Raw genomic sequence first — 19,177 nt, 5'->3', positions numbered from 1 at the left:
GGGATCAGTGATGCGCCGAAGCGCCGGGGGCGTCGCGCGCCTCGAGCGCGCGGGCCGCGGCGGCGGCTTCTTCCGCCTCCTCGTCCCACTCGATCGGCTCGGGCTTGCGCACCAGCGCGTGCTCGAGCACCTCGGAGACGTGGGTGACCGGGATGATCTCCAGCCCGTCCTTCACCACGTCCGGGATCTCGGCGAGATCCTTCTCGTTCTCCTCCGGGATCAGCACCGTCTTGATGCCGCCCCGGAGAGCCGCGAGCAGCTTCTCCTTGAGCCCGCCGATCGGCATGGCGTTGCCGCGCAGGGAGACCTCGCCGGTCATCGCGATGTCCTTGCGGATCGGGATGCCGGTGAGCACCGAGACGATCGAGGTCACCATGGCGAGACCCGCCGAGGGGCCGTCCTTGGGCGTCGCGCCGTCGGGCACGTGGACGTGGATGTCCATCCGATCGAAGCGCGGCGGCTTGACGCCGATCTGGGGCGCGATCGAACGGACGTAGCTCGACGCTGCCTCGATCGATTCCTTCATCACGTCGCCGAGCTTGCCGGTGGTCTTCATCCGGCCCTTGCCGGGCAGCTTGAGCGCCTCGATGTGCAGCAGGTCGCCGCCCACGGAGGTCCATGCCAGACCCGTGACCACGCCCACCTGGTCCTCCTTCTCGGCCAGCCCGTAGCGGAACTGCTTCACGCCGAGATAGTCGGAGAGGTTCGCGGGCGTCACCTCGACGGCCTCGACCTCCTTGCGCACGATCTTGGTCACCGCCTTGCGGGCGATCTTGGCCAGCTCGCGCTCGAGGTTCCGAACCCCCGCCTCGCGGGTGTAGGTGCGCACCATTTCGGTGAGCGCCTCGTCGGTGATCGAGAACTCCTTCTCTTTCAGCCCGTGGTTCTTGAGAACCTTGGGCAGCAGGTGCTGGCGCGCGATCTCGCGCTTCTCTTCCTCGGTGTAGCCCGCGAGCGAGATGATCTCCATCCGGTCGAGCAGCGGCCCCGGCATGTTGTAGGAGTTCGCCGTCGTCAGGAACATCACGTTCGACAGGTCGTACTCGACCTCGAGGTAGTGATCCACGAAGGTCCCGTTCTGCTCGGGATCGAGCACCTCGAGCATCGCCGAGGCCGGGTCGCCGCGGAAGTCCTGGCCCATCTTGTCGATCTCGTCGAGCAGGATCAGCGGGTTCGAGGTCTTGGCCTTCTTCAGCGCCTGGATGATCTTGCCCGGCATGGAGCCGATATAGGTCCGGCGGTGGCCGCGGATCTCGCTCTCGTCACGCACGCCGCCGAGCGAGATGCGGATGAACTCGCGCCCGGTGGCCTTGGCGACCGATTTGCCCAGGCTCGTCTTGCCCACGCCCGGAGGGCCGACGAGGCACATGATCGGCCCCTTCAGCTTCTTCGAACGCTGCTGCACGGCGAGGTATTCGACGATCCGCTCCTTGACCTTCTCGAGGCCGAAATGGTCGTCGTCGAGCACCTTCTGCGCCAGACCCAGATCCTTCTTGGTCTTGGACGGGCTGTTCCACGGGATCGACAGCATCCAGTCGAGATAGTTGCGCACGACCGTGGCTTCGGCCGACATCGGGGACATCGACTTGAGCTTCTTGATCTCGGCCTCGGCCTTCTCGCGCGCCTCCTTGGAAAGCTTGGTCTCCTCGACCCGCTTCTCCAGCTCGGCGACCTCGTTGCCGCCATCCTCGCCGTCGCCCAGCTCCTTCTGAATGGCCTTCATCTGCTCATTCAGATAGTACTCGCGCTGGGTCTTCTCCATCTGGCTCTTGACGCGGGTCTTGATCTTCTTCTCGACCTGCAGGACCGACATCTCGCCCTGCATCAACCCGTAGACCTTCTCGAGCCGCTGCGCGATGTCGAGCGTCTCCAGGAGATCCTGCTTCTGCTTCACGTCGATGCCGAGATGGCCCGCGACCAGATCGGCAAGTTTCGCCGGATCGGTGGCCTCAGTGACGGCGGCGAGCGCCTCCTCAGGGATGTTCTTGCGGATCTTCGAATAGCGCTCGAATTCCTGCGCCACGCTCTGCACCAGCGCCGAGACGATCTCTCGGTCGCCGGGCATCTCGGTCAGGTACTCGGCCTTGGCTTCGAAGAAGGCCTCGTTCTCGATGAACTCGGCGATGCGGACGCGCGCCTTGCCTTCGACGAGCACCTTGACGGTGCCGTCGGGCAGCTTCAGCAGCTGCAGCACGTTGGCCAGCACGCCGGCCTTGTAGATGCCCTCGGCGGTCGGCTCATCGACGCTCGGATCGACCTGCGACGACAGCAGGATCTGCTTGTCGTCGGCCATCACCTCCTCGAGCGCGCGCACCGACTTCTCGCGGCCCACGAAGAGCGGCACGATCATGTGCGGAAACACCACGATGTCGCGCAGAGGCAGCACCGGGTAGGAGGGGCTGAGTGGCTCTTGCATGCTCTTGTATCCTTGTTCTTGGCAAGACGGTCCGGCCCCGCTGTGCGGCGACCTTCGGCCGTCTCCTGTCCGGGGTGTTACTTGGGTGACCGATCCGGTCAGTTCAAGCGCGGCCCCTGAGGCGTTCGCGCCAATGTGCCCCGGCAGGCGGCGACGGGCAAGGCATGGCCGCCTTGCCCGTCGCGGGACGGCTCAAGCCGCCTTTTGCGCTTCCAGCGTCGGGTAGTCGAGGTAGCCCTCGACGCCGCCGCCGTAATAGGTCGCCTGGTCGCCCTCGTTCACCTCGGCGTCCAGCTCGAGCCGCCGGACGAGGTCGGGGTTGGCAATGTAGGGCCGACCAAACGCCACGACGTCGGCCTGGCCGCTCGCGACCACGCGGATCGCGCTGGCGCGGTCGTAGCCGGCATTGGCGATATAGGCGCCGTCGAAGAGCTCGCGCAGCCGCGCGGTCTGCTGGCCCAGCTCCTGATCCATGTCGCCCTTCGTGCCCGGCTCGACCATGTGGAGATAGGCGAGGCCGCGGCGGCTCAGTTCGGGGATCAGGTAGGAATAGACCGTCATCGGGTCGCTGTCCTTCAGACCGGCCACCTCGATCAGCGGCGACAGGCGAATGCCGGTGCGCCCGGCGCCATAGACCTCCGTGACCGCATCGACCACCTCGAGGATCAGCCGCGCCCGGTTCTCGGGGCTGCCGCCATAGGCGTCGTCGCGCTTGTTCGCGCCGTCGCGGATGAACTGGTCGAGCAGGTAGCCATTGGCGGCGTGGATCTCGACCATGTCGAAGCCCGCCTCCTTGGCATTCTGCGCGGCCCGACGATAGTCGTCGACGATGCGGGGCATCTCGTCGGTCTCGAGCGCGCGCGGCTCGGAGACATCGACGAAACCCTCTTCGGTCACGGTCTGGGCATCAGCCTTGATCGCCGAGGGCGCGACCGGCTTCTGGCCGTTCTCCTGCAGCGAGACGTGGCTGATCCGGCCCACATGCCACAGCTGGAGCGCGATTCTGCCGCCCTCGCCATGCACGGCGTTCACGACCTTCTTCCAGCCGTCGATCTGCTCGCGGCTATAGATGCCAGGGGTCTGGATGTAGCCCTTGCCCTCGGGCGTGATCTGGGTCGCCTCGGTGATGATGAGGCCCGCCTCGGCCCGCTGGCGATAATACTCGACATGGATGTCGTAGGGCGCGTCACCCTGCTTGCTGGCGCGGTTGCGGGTGAGCGGCGCCATCACGACGCGGTTCTTGAGTTCGACGTCGCCCAGCTTGCCGGGGGTGAACAGCTTGTCGGTCATCTTCGGTCCTTTCCGAATGGGTCGGAGCCGAGCTATGCCACCTATGCCGCGCCGCAAGCTCATCAGGCGCGCGCCATCACTGTGCGCCTGCGCACCGCGGCTCCGGGAACCGGGGCGCGAAAACGCGATCCCATTCGCCCCGTTCGCAAATCGGCGCCGTCAGGCGTGTCGCCGAAGCGCCCGACTGTCGCGATTGACCAGGGCGCGACATAATGACCGGCATGAGTGACGCCGCGACCATCCATCGGCTCGGACCGCGCAACGCCCACCAGCTGCTGGGCTGGACGGTGTTCGATCACGCGGTCGACGCGGAGGAACTCGAGCGCTTCGTGGCCGATCCCGGCTGCGAACTGGTCTTCGCGACGGTCGAAGGTGTTGTGGTGGGCTTCTGCTTTGGTTCGGTGCTGCGCCATCCCGACAAGCCGCCCGCCTTTTTCATCAACGAGGTCGGAGTTCTCGAAAAGTGGCACCGCCGGGGCATCGCAACCGCCCTGTGCCGGGAGATGCTGCGTCTGGTCCGCGCGCGCGGCTGCAAGGGCATCTGGCTCGCGACCGAGGCCGGCAACGCCGCCGCGCGGGCGCTCTATCGCGGCCTTCGTGCCCGCGAAACCGAGGGTATCGTCGTTTATGACTGGGACGGCGCGATGTACGACTGACCGCCACCGCGCCATCGGATCAGAGCCGCTCGATGTCGCCCTCTTCGCGGGCCGCGTGGAAGCGCGCTTCGAAGCCTGCGAAATCGCCGGCGGCGATGGCGTCGCGCATCCCGCCCATCAGCTCCTGGTAATAATGCAGGTTGTGCCAGGTCAGCAGCATGCCCGCGATCATCTCGCCCGAACGGACGACGTGGTGCAGGTAGGCGCGCGAGTAGTTGCGGCAGGCCGGGCAGCTGCAATCCTCGTCGAGGGGGCGCGGGTCGTCGGCGTGGCGCGCATTGCGCATGTTGACCTGCCCGCGCCGGGTCCAGGCCTGGCCGGTTCGCCCCGAGCGCGAGGGCAGCACGCAATCCATCATGTCGATGCCGCGCTTCACGGCGCCGACGATGTCGTCGGGCTTGCCCACCCCCATCAGGTAGCGCGGCTTGTCCTCGGGCAGCTGGCCGGGCGCGTAGTCGAGGCAGCCGAACATCGCCTCCTGCCCCTCGCCCACCGCGAGGCCGCCCACCGCGTAGCCGTCGAAGCCGATCTCGCGCAGCGCCTCGGCGCTCTCCTCGCGCAGGTCGCGCTCCAGCCCGCCCTGCTGGATGCCGAATAGCGCGTGGCCCGGGCGGTCGCCGAAGGCGTCGCGCGAGCGCTGCGCCCAGCGCATCGACAGGCGCATCGATTCGGCGATGCGGGTACGATCGGCGGGCAGCGCCGGGCATTCGTCGAAGGCCATGACGATGTCCGAGCCCAGAAGCTTCTGGATCTCCATCGACCGCTCGGGCGTGATCTCGTGCTTGGAGCCGTCGATGTGGCTCTTGAAGGTGACGCCCTTCTCGGTGAGCTTTCTCAGGCTCGCGAGGCTCATCACCTGGAAGCCGCCCGAATCCGTAAGTATCGGTCGCTCCCAGTTCATGAACTTGTGCAGCCCGCCGAGCCGGTCGATCCGCTCGGCCGTCGGGCGCAGCATCAGGTGGTAGGTGTTGCCCAGCAGGATGTCGGCGCCGGTCTGGCGGACGCTTTCGGGCATCATCGCCTTCACCGTGGCGGCGGTGCCGACGGGCATGAAGGCAGGCGTGCGGATCTCGCCGCGCGGGGTCGAGATGACACCGGTGCGGGCGGCGCCGTCGGTGGCGTGCAGGGCAAAGGAGAATTTCATGGCGCTGGCGATAGCGCGCGCCGCGGCGTGGCGCAATCGCCAAGGCTTGACCCCCACAGCTTGCATCGATAATTCGAGATACATGGAACAAACAGATGCCATCGCGGCCTTCTCCGCCCTCGCCCAGCCGTCGCGGCTCGACGCCTTCCGCCTTCTGGTCAAGGCGGGCCCGGAGGGCATGGCCGCGGGCGAGATCGCCGAAGCGCTGGGCGCGCGGCAGAACACCATGTCGGCCAATCTCTCGGTGCTGCACGCCGCTGGGCTGGTCGAAAGCCGCCGCGAGGGGCGCTCGATCCGCTACTTCGCGGCGATGGGCCGGGTCGGTGCGCTGGTGGATTTCCTGATCGAGGATTGCTGCGGCGGCCGGCCGGACCTGTGTCGCTCCCTGGGAGACTGCGCATGAGCCTGTCACGTCGCCTCTTTGCCGAAGCGCTGGGCACCGGGCTTCTGGTCTGCACGGTGATCGGATCGGGGATCATGGCCGAGAGCCTGACCGGCGACGTCGCGCTGGCGCTCCTGGGCAACACGCTGCCCACTGGCGCGATCCTCGTCGTGCTGATCACCATTCTCGGCCCGGTCTCGGGCGCGCATTTCAACCCGGCCGTGACGCTGGCCTTTGCCGTCCGGCGCCAGGCTCCCTGGGGCGAGGTCGCGCCCTATATCCTCGCGCAGATCGCGGGAGGCATCGCCGGGGCCGCACTGGCGCATGGCATGTTCGATCTGCCGATGCTGCAGACCGCGACCAAGATCCGCACCGGCGGGCCGCAATGGCTGGCCGAGGTGGTCGCCACTTTCGGTTTGGTCTTCACCATCTTCGCCGGGATCCGCCAGGCCCCCGCCGCGATCCCGTGGCTGGTCGGCCTCTACATCACCGCGGCCTACTGGTTCACCGCCTCCACCAGCTTTGCCAACCCCGCCGTCGCCATCGCGCGCAGCTTCACCGACACCTTCTCGGGCATCCGGCCCTTCGACCTGCCCGGCTTCGTGACCGCCCAGTTCGCCGGCGCGCTGATCGGCGTGGCGGTGGCGGCGTGGCTTTTCACCCCCGAACGCCCCAAGGAACAGACAGCATGAGCATCGTCATTCACCACAACCCCGCCTGCGGCACCTCGCGCAACGTGCTGGAACTGATCCGCGCCTCGGGGACCGAGCCGGTGGTGATCGAGTATCTCGAGACCGGATGGACCCGGCCGCAACTGCTGGCGCTGTTCGCCGCGGCCGACCTCACCCCGCGCGCGGCGCTGCGGACCTCGAAGTCGCCCGCCGCCGAGCTTGGCCTGCTTGACGAAGGGGTGAGCGATGAGACGCTGATCGAGGCCATGATCGCGCATCCTGTGCTGGTGAACCGCCCGATCGTCGCCTCGCCCAAGGGGGTGCGGCTGTGCCGGCCTTCCGAGGCGGTGCTCGATCTTCTGGACGCGATGCCGCCCGGCCCGCTGGCCAAGGAGGACGGCACGCTGGTGATCGACGCCGAGGGCCGCCGAGTCGGCTGAGGAGCCGGAGGGCTCCGGTAGGGCCGCGTTTGCAACGGGGCGATGCCTTCCCTCGGGCGACTGCCCCTTTCGTCAAACGGACCCGCTGGCCGTAGCAGGAGCGGGTACAGCTCCCACCCTTTACCCCGCCCCCCGCTTTTCCTATATGATCGCTCAGGTATCGGCGCCGTCGCGCGCCCCCGTTCCAGACCAAGGACAGCCCATGCCCGACACCCAACTCGAAGGCACGCCGCTGATCGCGCCCTCCACCACCGATCACGCGCTCTACGACCAGGTGGTCGAGGCCTGCCGCTCGGTCTACGACCCCGAAATCCCAGTGAACATCTACGATCTCGGCCTCGTCTACACGATCCATATCGACGACGAGAACGCCGTAAACATCAAGATGTCGCTCACCGCGCCGGGCTGCCCGGTCGCGGGGGAGATGCCCGGTTGGGTCGCCGACGCGGTCGGCGCCGTGCCCGGGATCAAGCAGGTCGATGTCGACCTCGTCTGGGAGCCGCAATGGGGCATGGAGATGATGTCCGACGAGGCGCGGCTGGAGCTCGGCTTCATGTGATCGGCGCGGGCGGGCCGCCTGCCCGCCCCTCGCCCGCGACCCGCTCGCCGGAACCGGCGCGGTCGCCCTAGGTTGGGTCGGCGACATCGCCGGAGATCCGCCTTGCCCCTCAAGACCCTCATTCGCGCGCTGGTGCTGCTGATCTGGCTGCCGGTCGCGGCGCTCGCGCAGGACATGACCGTCTTCGAAGTCGAGACGCTGAACCAGGGCCTGCCGCCCGCGCCGGAGGATCTCGACCGCACGACGCCGCAATCCAGCATGGAGGCGTTGTTCGAGCTGGTGGAGACGGGCGAGCGCGAGACCGCGGCGCATCTGCTGGATCTGACCGGCATCCCCCCATCCGAGCAGGTCAGGCGTGGCGCCCGGCTCGCCGCCGATCTGGTCGAGGTGCTGGACCGCACCGCGATCATCAACTGGACCGCGCTGCTGGAGCGGCCCGACGCGCTCGACGCCAATGCTAGCTCGGAAAGCGCGGTGGCGGGGCAGCCGCAGCGCTCGATCCTGATCGACGTGGTCGAGCTGGACGAACGCGCCGTGGCGATCCGCCTCAACCGCCTCAAGCCCAAGAACGGCGATCCGGTCTGGGTCTTCTCGCGCCAGACGGTGGACAACATTCCTGCGCTGCACGCGCTCTATGGTCCGACCCGCTTCGAAGAGGAGATGCCCGAGACCTGGCGCGAGCAGGCCTTCTGGGGGCTGAGATGGTGGGAGCTGGTGGCGTTCCCCGCCATGCTGGCGCTGGTCGGGGTCGTCGGATGGATCGTCGGGCGGCTGCAGGACAAGATCGCCCAGCGCGCCGAACGGCGGACCACGCGCGACGTGCTCTGCGCCACCCGGATGCCGATCATCCTCGCCGCCTGCTCGGGTCTGACGGCGGTGCTGAGCCATTCGCTGTTCATGTTCTCTGGGCGGATCAACACCGTGCTGACGCCACTGATCGCGCTGGGCTTCACCGCAGCGGCGCTGATCTTCGTGCTGAACGGCGTCGATGCGGTGCTGAACCGCATCGTTCCCTTCGACGACGACACACTGTCCGATCCGCGCATGGAGCAGCGCCGCAACATCGCGACGCGCATCGCCGCGTGGCGCCGGGTGCTGATCGTGGCGATCGTTCTGATCGGCGGCTTCATCGTGCTGCGCGAGGCGCAGCTCTTCGGCAGCCTCGGCCTGTCGGTGCTGGCCTCGGCGGGTGCGCTGACGCTTCTCATCGGCTTTGCCGCGCGCCACATCCTCGGTAACATCCTCGCCAGCCTGCAGATCGCGATGAACCGCTCCGCCAAGATCGGCGACAAGCTCGAATATCGCGGCCACATCGTCACCGTCGAGCGGATCAACTTCACCTATGTCCAACTGCTCGACTGGACCGGCGTGCGGCTGGTGGTGCCGGTGTCGGAATTCGTGGCGGAGCCGTTCGAGAACTGGACCATGCGCACGCCCTCGATGGTCCGGGTGATCAAGGTCAGGCTCGCCCATGACGCCGAGGTCCAGCCGCTGCGCGAGGCGTTCTTCGAGATCATCGCCGAGCAGGACGAGGACGAGGTGCAGCCGCCCGAGGAGAGCTATGTCATGGTCGCCGATCAGGACGTGTTCGGGCAGGAGGTCTGGTTCTGCCTCGCCTGCGCCCGGGCCGACACAGCCTGGACGATGTCCTGCGTGGTGCGCGAGGCGCTGCTCGAGAAGGCGCGCCAGCGCGCCGCCGAGGGGTATGCGGTCTTCCCGCAGGTCAACCCGGCCGAGGCCGCCTGACGGCATCGGCTTGAGCCGCGCCCGACACACTCCTATGTAGAGGGGGCGCCGCAACAGGAGGCTTTCATGTTCTCGATCCCCGGCAAACCGGCCGTTCGCCTCTCCCCTGCCGCCGCGCGGCAGATCGCCCGTCTCATGGAGAAGGGCGGACACGCGGGCCTGCGCATCGGGCTCAAGAAGGGCGGCTGTGCGGGCATGGAATACACCATGGAATACGTCGACGCCGCCGATCCGAACGACGAGACGGTCGAGCAGGACGGCGCACGGGTGATGATCGCACCGATGGCGCAGATGTTCCTGTTCGGCACCGAGATCGACTACGAGACGTCGCTGCTCGAAAGCGGATTCAAGTTCCGCAACCCGAATGTCGAGGATGCCTGTGGCTGCGGCGAATCGATCAAGTTCAAGGATATCGAAGAACTGACCGCTGAGCGCAGCAACAGCTAAGCCCCCATGACCTTTCCGCCCGGTTTCGGCCCGCATGAAGGGCGCGAGATTACCCTGATGTGCGCAGGCGCCAAGCAGTTGGCGCTGTTCGTGGATATCTAGCCGGACGATCTCGATGTTTTCCTCAGCGAGGGCATCTTCGGCAGTCTGGATTTCGCATCACCCGCCAAGCATGGCATCCGCATGCCTGTCCGCATCGTCCACGCCCCGGGACATGAGGTCGAGGCCGCGCTGCTTCGAGAGCTCTACGAGGCGGCGACAATGGCGCCGTTCGAGGCGGAACGCGAGCGCCGGATCGGTCGACAGTCGGGCTACGACGAAGGTGATATCGAGGCCTACCTGGAGCATGTGGCCCGCCCGCGCTGACGGGATGGTTTCGACTTCGGCCGTTCCGGTCTACACAGGCTGCAACTCTTCACACATGAAAGGACGCCACATGGGTCGCAAGCTGGTCGCGGGAAACTGGAAGATGAACGGCACCAACGCCGATCTGAAGGAGATCGAGGCGCTGGGCATCGCCTGGGCGGCGCCGCGCGTCGATATCGTCATCTGCCCGCCCGCGACGCTGGTCTCGCGCATGGCCTTCGCGCTTGGCGGCCAGCCGATCCGGGTCGGCGGCCAGGACTGCCACGCCGAGGAGAGCGGCGCCCATACCGGCGACATCTCGGCCGAGATGCTCAAGGATGCGGGCGCCCGTTACGTGATCGTCGGCCATTCCGAGCGCCGCGCCGATCACCATGAGACCGACGAAATGGTCCGCGCCAAGGCCGAAGCCGCGCACAAGGCCGGTCTCACCGCGATCATCTGCCTCGGCGAAAGCCTCGAGCAGCGCGAGGCGGGCGAGACCCTCGACGTGGTCGGCCGCCAGCTCGCGGCCTCCCTGCCCGACGGTGCCACCGCCTCGAACACGGTCGTCGCCTACGAGCCGATCTGGGCGATCGGCACCGGCAAGGTGCCGAGCGTCGAACAGATCGCCGAGGTGCATGGCGCATTGCGCGCCGGTCTCGCCGAGCGCTTCGCCGGTGAAGCGGATGGCATCCGCCTGCTCTATGGCGGTTCGGTCAAGCCCGACAACGCGGCCGAGATCTTTGGCGTCGAGAATGTCGACGGCGCGCTGGTCGGCGGCGCGAGCCTGAAATCGACCGATTTCTCGCCCATCGTCTCGGCGCTCGAATCCTCGCTCTGAGCCCCGGCTGCAGGCAAAAAAAGGGCGCCCCGAGGGGCGCCCTTTCGCGTGGTACCGGCGGGATCGTCAGTTGACGATGATCTCCGGCCCCATCGTGGCGTTGGGCAGCGCGGTCGAGATCCACGGCACGTAAGTGACGATGATCAGGAACACGCCGAGCACGGCGAGGAACGGCAGTGCCGCACGCACCACGCCCATCACCGACATCCCCGCCACGCCCGAGGTGACGAAGAGGTTGAGGCCCACCGGCGGGGTGATCATGCCGATCTCCATGTTGACCACCATGATGATCCCGAGATGGATCGGGTCGATGCCGAGCTGGATCGCGATCGGGAACACCAGCGGCGCGACGATCACCAGAAGGCCCGAGGGCTCCATGAACTGGCCGCCGATCAGCAGGATCACGTTGACGACGATCAGGAAGGTGATCGGGCCGAGGCCGGCGCCCAGCATCGCATTGGCGATGTGCTGCGGGATCTGCTCGTCGGTCAGCACGTGCTTGAGGATCAGCGCGTTGGCGATGATGAACATCAGCACGATGGTAAGCTTGCCGCCCTCGAACAGCGTCTTGCGGGTGTCGCGATGCACGAAGCCGGTAACCAGCGCCCAGGGCGCGCGGTAGAGCGGCGTCGGGCGTCCGCCCGGCTCGCGCGCCGCCAGCGGCCCCATGTCGCGATAGACGAAGGTGGCGACGAGGAAGGCGTAGACGGCGGCGACGGCGGCGGCTTCGGTCGGGGTGAAGGCGCCGGGCGCCCAGGTGATCGGGAAACCGCCCGAGAAGTCGACCCAGGGGTGGCCGTAGATGCCGCCCATGATGATCGCGATCAGGAACAGCCCCCAGAACGCATCGCGGAAGCTGGCCCAGATCTCGCCCCAGCCGAGCCAGTCACCCGCCGGCATGTCCTTGATCCGGGCCATCACGTAGATGGTGATCATCAGCATGACGCCGGCGAGGATGCCGGGGATGACGCCCGCGAGGAACATCCGCCCGACCGAGACGTCGGTGGCCGAGGCATAGACGACCATCACGATCGAGGGCGGGATCAGGATGCCCAGCGTGCCGGCGTTGCAAATGACACCGGCGGCGAAGTCACGGGTGTAGCCCACCTGCCGCATCGCCGCGATGACGATCGAGCCGATCGCGACCACCGTGGCGGGCGATGAGCCCGAAAGCGCCGCGAACATCATGCAGGCGAGCACGCCGGCGATGGCGAGGCCGCCCTTGAAGTGGCCTACGCAGGCGATCGCGAAGCGGATGATCCGCTGCGCCACGCCGCCCGTCGACATGAAGGACGAGGCGAGGATGAAGAACGGGATCGCCAGCAGCGAGGGATGCCCGGCCATCGCCTGGTAGAGCGACTGCGCGATCGAGGCCAGCGAGGTCTCGGAAAACAGGAGCTGGAACACGATCGAGGACAGGCCGAGCGCGATGGCGATCGGCACGCCGATCAGCAGCAGCCCGACGATCATGAGAAAGAGAAGCGCGACTTCCATGGTCAGGAGAGCTCCCGGTTGAGATGCGCGGCGTCGGCCACCGCCTCTTCGGCCTCGTGGCTGACGATTAGGCTGTCGGATTCGCCCTTCCAGACGCGGATCGTGGCCTGGATCAGCCGGAACAGGATCAGCACGGCCGAGATCGGCAGGATCAGGTAGGGGATGACGCGCGGCATCTTGGAATAGCGCTCGTCGTAGTTGATCCAGCCCTCAAGGAAGCGCAGCCAGTCGAACATCGGGATCTGGTCGGTCTCGAAATACGAGGTGGTGCGCGCCTGGGTGTCGAAGCCGGTGGGCAGCCAGGTGCCGGTGGTCTTGGGCAGGTCGGCGAAGGGCGCCCAGTAGTCCCACGCCCCCTTCAGCAGCAGAATGCCATAGGCCAGCGAGGCGGCGCAGGCGATCAGCGCCACGACCCGGCGGCCACGCGGCGGCAGCAGGTTGATGACCGCGTCCACGCCCAGATGCGCGGTGATCTTGAAGCCGTAGGCGATGCCGAACAGCACCAGCCAGGCGAACAGGACCAGCACGGTCTCGAGGCTCCAGATAATCGAGCTGTTGAAGCCGTAGCGCATGATGACGTTGGTGCAGGTCAGCAGCGTCATCGCGCCGAGCAGGAAGGCGATGATACCCTCCTCGAACTCCTCGACGATGCGCGCCAGACGCCCCCTGCCGGGCTTGGTGTGGACGGCGTTCATCCCCTCTGTCCCCTCATTCGGCTGTGTTGCGGATATGCGAGGGGCCGGGCCGCGCGGCGGCGACCCGGCCCCTTTGCGTGCGTGGCGCTTACTTGTTTGCGTTCTGCGCGGCTTCGATCATTTCGGCGCCGACCTCTTCCTCGAACTGCGCCCAGACCGGCTTCATGGTCTCGACCCAGGCCGCGCGCTGCTCCTCGGTCAGTTCGCGGATCTCGCTGCCGGCGTCGAGGATCGCCTGACGCGCCTCGGCATCAACCTTGTTCACCGCGGCGTTCCGCTCGGTGGAGACCTCCTCGACGATCGTGACCAGCTGGTCACGGACAGCCGGGTCGAGGCTGTCGAGGAAGTCGACGCTGGCGATCACCATGTAGTCGATCACGCCGTGGTTGGTCTCGGTGATGCCGTCCTGCACCTCGAAGAACTTCTGACCGTAGATGTTCGACCAAGTGTTCTCCTGCCCGTCGACGACGCCGGTCTGCAGCGCACCATATACCTCGGCGAAGGCCATAGGCTGCGGGCTGGCATCGAGCGCCTCCATCTGCGCGACCAGCACGTCGGAGGGCTGGACGCGGAACTTCAGCCCGGCCGCGTCGGTCGGCTCGATCAGCGGCTTATTGGCCGACATCTGCTTCATGCCGTTGTGCCAGTAGGCGAGGCCCTGGATGCCGCGTCGCTGCATGCCGTCGAGCATCTTCTGGCCCTCCTCGGAGGCCTGGAAGGCATCGACATGATCGATGTCGTCGAACAGGAAGGGCAGGTCGAACAGGCGGTAGGCCTTGGTGATCGACTCGAAGAGCGACAGCGACGGCGCCGCCATCTGCACGTCGCCGCGCAGCATCGCCTCGATCACCTGCTCGTCGGTGTAGAGCGTGGAGTTCGGGAAGACCTCCATGCACATCGTGCCGTCCATCTCCTCGTTGACGCGGGTCTTGAGAAGCTCGGCGGCGATGCCCTTGGGGTGCTTGTCGGTGTTGGTGACGTGGCTGAACTTCACCACCGTCTCGCCGGCGTCGCAGCCCATCGGATCGGCCTGTGCGGCCTGCGCGGCGATGGCGAGGGCGGCGGCGGTGGCAGCGAGCGAAAGGTATTTCATGAGGGTCTCCTCCCGAGAGACTTGGTTTCGGTTGCGCCGAGGAAACAGGCAGCTTGCCCACCGCTCAAGCAGGAATCCGCTCAATCACCGAGCACGGTGGAAATCGTTATTTTACAAAATATTAAGAACCGAACCCGAAGCGTATGCCTCGTAGCTCGGCTGGCGTTGCGCGGCGCGCCGCACACTCCGTCACGGCATTGTGCGGAAAACCGCACAGCTAGTCGCGCCTGTAGTCCTCGGGCTTGAGGCCGTGCCGCGCCAGCTTGTCGTAGAAGGTCTTGCGCGGCAGCTTCAGCGCTTCGGCAGTGCGGGTGGCATGCCCCTCGTGACGGCGGAGCGCCTCGATCAGGAGCGAGCGCTCGACGCGGGCCAGCTGCTCGGCCAGCCCTAGCTCGTCCCCGGTATCAGCCTCGCCCAGCCCCGGATCGAGACCCATCGCCACTCGCATCGCCACCGAGGTCAGCGCGCGGGCATTTCCTGGCCAGTCCTGCGCCATCAGCCGCGCCACCAGGTCGGGGCCGATTTCCGGCATCGGCAGGTTGGCCTGCTCGCAGGCCTGGGCGACGTAGTGGCGAAACAGGACCGGGATATCGTCGGGCCGGTCGCGCAGCGGCGGGATGGAAACGCGCATCAGGTCCAGCCGCCAGAACAGCTCGGGATTGAGACGGCCCGCATCGGCCTCGGCAGCCGGATCGCGGGTGGTGCCGCCGATCACCCGGGGCCGCGTTCCCGCGTCGCTCTCCAGCCGGTCGAGCAGCGCGTATTGCGTCCCAGGTGGCAGGGCCGCGATCTCGTCGAGATAGAGCGTGCCAGCGCCCGCCTCCTCGAACGCTGCAGCGAGCCCGGCCTCGTCGAGGGCGGCCGCCGCGCGCTTCACGAATGGCGCACGGGCAGAGGCCGAAAGCAGGTGGATCACCTCGGCCACCTTCGAGGTGCCGCTGCCCGGGGGGCCGCAGACCAGCGCTTCGGCGCTGGCGCGCGCCACCGCGCGAACCCGCTCGCGCAACGCCTCGGCCTGGACCGAACGGCCGACCAGCATCCGGCTCGCCGCATCGCCCGCCACCTTGGCCGCGCGCGCTTGCCGCGCGGCCAGCACCTCTGCCCGCAGACCGAGCGCCTGCCGCACCGTGCTCACGAATTCCTTCGGCCCGCAGGGCTTTTCGAGAAAGGCATGGGCGCCCTGCTCCATCGCCCGGACCGCCATCGGGATGTCGCCCTCGCCGGTCAGCAGGATCACCGGCAGTTCGGGATCGACCTCCCGGGCCCGCTCCAGAAGGTGGAACCCGTCGCGCCCCGGCATCCGGATGTCGGTGACTATGACGCCGTCGAAGTCAGGTGCGATGTGGTCCTTGGCCGTGATATAGGAGCCCGCGAGGATGGGCTCGAGATCCGCCAGCTCCAGCGTCTGTCCCAGCGCCTCGCGCACCGCGCGATCGTCGTCCACCAACAGAACCCTGTTCGTCATGCCGCCTCGCTTTCACGCGCCAGATCGAGCTCCACCGTGAACTCGGCCCCGCCCGCCTCGTGGTTGCGGCCCCGGATCGCGCCGCCAAAGCTCTGGACGAGCCCATAGGAGATCGACAGCCCGAGGCCCATCCCCTCGGCGGCGCCGACCTCCTTGGTGGTGTAGAACGGGTCAAAGATCCGGTCCGGCTCACCGATCCCCGGCCCACTGTCGCGCACCGTCAGCCGGGCGCGACCGCTGGCGCGGCTCAGGCCGATGACGAGGCGCTTGTCCTCGCGCCCCTCCATGGCGTCGATCGCGTTGCCGATGAGGTTCAAGAGCACCTGCTGCAGCCGCACCTCGCCGCCGCGGACCACGACCGGGGTCCCGGGCGGGGTCCAGTCGATCGTCACATCCGCCTGCCGGGCCCGGGCGCTTGCCATTTCCAGCGCCGCCTCGACCACGGCGACGAGATCGACATCGACCACCGCCGCGCTTTCCTGCCGGGCAAAGGCGCGCAGGTTGCGGATGATCCGGCCCATCCGGCGCGCCAGCTCGGAGATGCGTTCGAGATTGCGGCCCGCCGCCTGGGTGTTGCCGCGCTCCAGAAAGGTCTCGGCATTCTCGGCAAAGCTGCGGATCGCCATCAACGGCTGGTTCAGCTCGTGGCTTATTCCGGCCGACATCTGGCCCAGCGCCGAGAGCTTGCCCGCCTGCACCAGATCCGCCTGCGCCCGCCTGAGCCGTTCCTCGGCCGCCGCACGCTCGGCCACCTCGCGCTGCAGATCGGCGTTGACGGCCTGCAACGCCACGGTCCGCCGCGCCACCCGTTCCTCGAGCCGGGCATTGGCGCGGGCCAGCGTGTGCCGCCTGATCGTCGCGAGAAACAGCAGCGCACCGAAGGCGAGGCAGAGCGCCGCCGCCGCGGCCGCCTGCAGCAGCGCGATGCGCCGCGCCGGCGCGGTGTCGAGCAGCGCCTCGCCGGTCAGGCCGATCACCGGGAGCGGCTGCGCCAGATGCAGGCCACGCTCTGGCAGATAGGGGCCGGCCCTCATCCGCCAGATCTCGTGCCCCGCCTCGCGATGGCGCGCCACCAATCCCAGATCGGCGCGGCCAACCAGTTCCGAGCGGTTCGACACGAAGACACGCCCGGTCTCGTCGGTGAAGAACAGCGCCGGGCGGTCGCCCCGCCAGCTCGCCTCGATCGCCTCGACATCGGTGACCACCACGACCACGCCCGCCACCGGCCCCTCGGGGGCGAAAAGCGGCGCCGCGAAGAGGAAGATGCGCCGCCCGTAGCGGCCGCTCGACAGATGCGCGACGCCCAGCGCGCCGTCCATCGCCCGCTCGAACCAAGGCGTGCCGATATGGCCCCGGCGTGGCCCCTCGACCGCAGCCGCCACCTCGCGGCCGCGCGCGTCGAGCAGGACGATGTCGAGCGCCCCGGTCATGTCGGCGGTCTGTCGCAGCAGCGCTTCGGCGCGACCGCCATCGGGCCCGTCGAGCCGCGGGGCAAGATCGGGATGGCGCGCGGTCAGCACCGCGAGCTGGCGATAGCGCTGCAACTCGCCGGTGAGCCGGTCCGAGGCCAGCGCCAAGTCGGACACGCCGCGCCGCGCGGCCTCGTTCAGCGCTGCGCGGAATCCCCAATGCTGCACGGCCAGCGCCAACGCCGCCACCAGTGCAAGGAAACCGAGCACCCCGAGGGCGCGCCTGATCCGCGATCCAATCATCGGCGCATCATACCGTCTGCGCGCTTGCCAAGACCAGAGTGGCGCGGCACGCTCGCCTCATGCAGGTATTGAACCAATCCCCCACCGACCCGGAATTCGTCCAGGACCCCTACCCGTTCTACGACCGGGCGCGGGCCGCCGGGCCGCTGTTCCATTGGAGCGAATACGACCTGCCCTGCGCCACCTCGCATGCCGCCGTCTCCGCGATCCTGCGCGACCGGCGGATGGGCCGCGAGGCGCCGGTCGAGAATGCGCCCGAGATCCCCGGCCATCTCGCTGCCTTCTACGCCTGCGAAGCGCATTCGATGCTGGAACTGGAGCCGCCGACGCATACCCGGCTGCGCAAGCTGGTGCTGCACGCCTTCACCTCGCGCCGGATCGCGGCGCTGGAGCCGGAAATCGAGGCGCTGTGCCACCGGCTGATCGACGGCTTTCCGCAGGGCGCGTTCGACCTGCTCGACGCCTATGCCCGCAAGGTGCCGGTGGTCGTCATCGCCCGGCTGATGGGCCTGCCCGAAAGCCGCGCCGACGACCTGCTGGCTTGGTCCAACGCCATGGTCGGCATGTACCAGGCCGGACGCACCCGGACGATGGAAGACGCGGCCGAGATGGCGACGCAGGCGTTCTGCGATTTCCTCGCGGTCTATATCGCCGAGAAGCGGCGCAACCCGGCCGACGACCTGATCTCGGAGCTGATCGCCGCCGAGGAGGCGGGCGAGAAGCTCACCACCGAGGAGCTGGTTTCGACCTGCATCCTGCTGCTCAACGCGGGCCACGAGGCGACGGTGCATTCGCTGGGCAACGCGGTGCGCACGCTGCTGGCGCATGATCATCGCGAGATCGACGGCCCATGCATCGAGGAGCTGCTGCGGCTCGACCCGCCGCTGCACATGTTCACCCGCTGGGTCTACGAGGATCTGGAGGTCTTTGGTCACCGCTTCGTACGCGGCGACCGGATCGCCTGCCTGCTGGGCGCGGCCAACCGCGACCCGGAGGCCTATGCCGATCCCCATCGCTTCGACCCTGCCCGCAAGGGGCCGGCGCATCTGGGCTTCGGCGCCGGCATCCATTTCTGCGTTGGCGCACCGCTGGCGCGGCTCGAGATGCGGGTGGCGCTGGCCTCGCTTCTGCGCCACTGCCCCGAGCTGCGGCTCGCGGAGCCGCCGCGCTATGCCGATCTCTACCATTTCCACGGGCTGGAACGGCTAATGGTGCGCGCCTTCTAGAGCGGCAGCGCCACCGTGGACTTGATCTCCTCCATCGACAGCAGCGCCGTGACGCTCTGCACCCGCACCTCGGCGATCAGCGCCTGGTAGAAGGCATCATAGGCACGCGCGTTGCGCACCCGCACCTTGAGGATGTAGTCGATGTCGCCCGCCAGCCGGTGCGCCTCCTGCACCTCGGGGCGGTCGCGCAGCGTGGCGAGGAACCGCGCCTGCCAGTCGGCCTCATGCGCGCTGGTCCGGATCAGCACGAAGAAGCAGGCTTCGAAGCCCAGCGCCTCGGCGTCGAGCACCACGGTCTGCGGCCCGATGATGCCGCGCTCGCGCATCTTGCGGATCCGGTTCCACACCGGCGTCTTCGACGACCCCACCGATTTGGCGATTTCGTCGAGCGAACGCGACGCATCGCGCTGCAACTCGATCAGGATCTTCCGGTCGATCTCATCGGGCTGGAACGACATTCGCGGCACTCCTTGAATTCGGAACGCATGTCCGCCGAACGGCGCCAGCGGAAACACGCATTCCTTATCTGCCGCGACCGGTAGCCAAAAGCAAGAC

Annotated in this window: 19 protein-coding genes; 10 read left to right on the top strand and 9 right to left on the bottom strand. The window is 67.7% G+C overall.

Annotation, left to right across the window (positions count from 1 at the left end):
* Positions 1 to 4: 4 nt before the first annotated feature.
* On the bottom strand, positions 5 to 2,416 hold the full coding sequence (gene lon / locus FHS00_RS10430) for an endopeptidase La (RefSeq protein ID WP_183472787.1): 2,412 nt from the start codon (positions 2,414 to 2,416) through the stop codon (positions 5 to 7).
* Between the two features lie 192 nt (positions 2,417 to 2,608).
* Positions 2,609 to 3,706, bottom strand: coding sequence for an alkene reductase (locus tag FHS00_RS10425; RefSeq protein WP_183472784.1), 1,098 nt, complete (start codon positions 3,704 to 3,706; stop codon positions 2,609 to 2,611).
* Between the two features lie 212 nt (positions 3,707 to 3,918).
* On the opposite strand from FHS00_RS10425, the gene FHS00_RS10420 reads away from it, so the two are divergent.
* A complete protein-coding gene (locus FHS00_RS10420) occupies positions 3,919 to 4,362 on the top strand; it encodes a GNAT family N-acetyltransferase (protein WP_183472781.1) in 444 nt (147 codons plus the stop codon).
* A gap of 19 nt (positions 4,363 to 4,381) precedes the next feature.
* Here the strand turns inward: FHS00_RS10420 and tgt are convergent, their stop codons facing one another.
* Positions 4,382 to 5,506: a tRNA guanosine(34) transglycosylase Tgt gene (tgt, locus tag FHS00_RS10415; protein ID WP_183472778.1), complete on the bottom strand. Its 1,125-nt coding sequence runs from the start codon at positions 5,504 to 5,506 to the stop codon at positions 4,382 to 4,384.
* A gap of 82 nt (positions 5,507 to 5,588) precedes the next feature.
* Here tgt and FHS00_RS10410 point away from each other — a divergent pair, with 82 nt between their 5' ends.
* From FHS00_RS10410 to tpiA, 8 genes are all read left to right on the top strand, one after another.
* Entirely contained in the window at positions 5,589 to 5,909 is a 321-nt protein-coding gene (locus tag FHS00_RS10410; protein WP_183472775.1) for an ArsR/SmtB family transcription factor, read from the top strand.
* On the top strand, positions 5,906 to 6,580 hold the full coding sequence (locus FHS00_RS10405; protein ID WP_183472772.1) for an aquaporin: 675 nt from the start codon (positions 5,906 to 5,908) through the stop codon (positions 6,578 to 6,580). Before FHS00_RS10410 ends, FHS00_RS10405 begins: the two co-directional genes overlap by 4 nt.
* Positions 6,577 to 6,999, top strand: coding sequence for an arsenate reductase (glutaredoxin) (gene arsC / locus FHS00_RS10400; RefSeq protein WP_183472769.1), 423 nt, complete (start codon positions 6,577 to 6,579; stop codon positions 6,997 to 6,999). Before FHS00_RS10405 ends, arsC begins: the two co-directional genes overlap by 4 nt.
* A 202-nt stretch (positions 7,000 to 7,201) precedes the next feature.
* Positions 7,202 to 7,558 (top strand): SUF system Fe-S cluster assembly protein, encoded by a 357-nt coding sequence (locus tag FHS00_RS10395; protein ID WP_183472766.1) that lies wholly within the window; start codon positions 7,202 to 7,204, stop codon positions 7,556 to 7,558.
* Between the two features lie 102 nt (positions 7,559 to 7,660).
* Positions 7,661 to 9,304 carry a mechanosensitive ion channel family protein gene (locus FHS00_RS10390; protein ID WP_246391246.1) on the top strand — a complete coding sequence of 548 codons (1,644 nt, stop codon included), beginning with the start codon at positions 7,661 to 7,663 and terminating at the stop codon, positions 9,302 to 9,304.
* A 66-nt stretch (positions 9,305 to 9,370) separates the two neighbouring features.
* A complete protein-coding gene (locus tag FHS00_RS10385; RefSeq protein WP_183472764.1) occupies positions 9,371 to 9,751 on the top strand; it encodes a HesB/IscA family protein in 381 nt (126 codons plus the stop codon).
* Between the two features lie 183 nt (positions 9,752 to 9,934).
* The gene (locus FHS00_RS10380) at positions 9,935 to 10,117 is read left to right on the top strand and encodes a hypothetical protein (RefSeq protein ID WP_183472761.1); all 183 of its coding nucleotides are present in this window, start codon (positions 9,935 to 9,937) and stop codon (positions 10,115 to 10,117) included.
* Between the two features lie 70 nt (positions 10,118 to 10,187).
* Positions 10,188 to 10,937, top strand: a complete 750-nt coding sequence (gene tpiA / locus FHS00_RS10375) for a triose-phosphate isomerase (RefSeq protein ID WP_183472758.1) — start codon at positions 10,188 to 10,190, stop codon at positions 10,935 to 10,937.
* A 66-nt stretch (positions 10,938 to 11,003) separates the two neighbouring features.
* Here the strand turns inward: tpiA and FHS00_RS10370 are convergent, their stop codons facing one another.
* The 5 genes from FHS00_RS10370 to FHS00_RS10350 all read right to left on the bottom strand — a co-directional run bounded on the left by FHS00_RS10370 (position 11,004) and on the right by FHS00_RS10350 (position 17,396).
* On the bottom strand, positions 11,004 to 12,431 hold the full coding sequence (locus FHS00_RS10370) for a TRAP transporter large permease (RefSeq protein WP_183472755.1): 1,428 nt from the start codon (positions 12,429 to 12,431) through the stop codon (positions 11,004 to 11,006).
* A 2-nt stretch (positions 12,432 to 12,433) separates the two neighbouring features.
* Complete coding sequence (locus tag FHS00_RS10365; protein ID WP_183472752.1) at positions 12,434 to 13,126, bottom strand: TRAP transporter small permease; 693 nt, start codon at positions 13,124 to 13,126, stop codon at positions 12,434 to 12,436.
* Positions 13,127 to 13,214: 88 nt separating this feature from the next.
* Entirely contained in the window at positions 13,215 to 14,219 is a 1,005-nt protein-coding gene (locus FHS00_RS10360; RefSeq protein ID WP_183472749.1) for a DctP family TRAP transporter solute-binding subunit, read from the bottom strand.
* A 217-nt stretch (positions 14,220 to 14,436) separates the two neighbouring features.
* Positions 14,437 to 15,684: a sigma-54-dependent transcriptional regulator gene (locus FHS00_RS10355; RefSeq protein ID WP_183472746.1), complete on the bottom strand. Its 1,248-nt coding sequence runs from the start codon at positions 15,682 to 15,684 to the stop codon at positions 14,437 to 14,439.
* Complete coding sequence (locus FHS00_RS10350) at positions 15,681 to 17,396, bottom strand: sensor histidine kinase (RefSeq protein WP_183472743.1); 1,716 nt, start codon at positions 17,394 to 17,396, stop codon at positions 15,681 to 15,683. Before FHS00_RS10350 ends, FHS00_RS10355 begins: the two co-directional genes overlap by 4 nt.
* Positions 17,397 to 17,455: 59 nt before the next feature.
* On the opposite strand from FHS00_RS10350, the gene FHS00_RS10345 reads away from it, so the two are divergent.
* Positions 17,456 to 18,622 carry a cytochrome P450 gene (locus tag FHS00_RS10345; RefSeq protein WP_183472740.1) on the top strand — a complete coding sequence of 389 codons (1,167 nt, stop codon included), beginning with the start codon at positions 17,456 to 17,458 and terminating at the stop codon, positions 18,620 to 18,622.
* Here FHS00_RS10345 and FHS00_RS10340 read toward each other — a convergent pair.
* On the bottom strand, positions 18,619 to 19,080 hold the full coding sequence (locus tag FHS00_RS10340) for an Lrp/AsnC family transcriptional regulator (RefSeq protein WP_183472737.1): 462 nt from the start codon (positions 19,078 to 19,080) through the stop codon (positions 18,619 to 18,621). The genes FHS00_RS10345 and FHS00_RS10340 overlap by 4 nt on opposite strands.
* Positions 19,081 to 19,177 lie beyond the last annotated feature (97 nt).

The sequence above is a fragment of the Limimaricola variabilis genome (assembly GCF_014195545.1).
GTDB lineage: Bacteria > Pseudomonadota > Alphaproteobacteria > Rhodobacterales > Rhodobacteraceae > Limimaricola > Limimaricola variabilis.
Note: the sequence above shows the minus strand (reverse complement) of the source record. Positions and strands in the feature narration are given on the sequence as shown.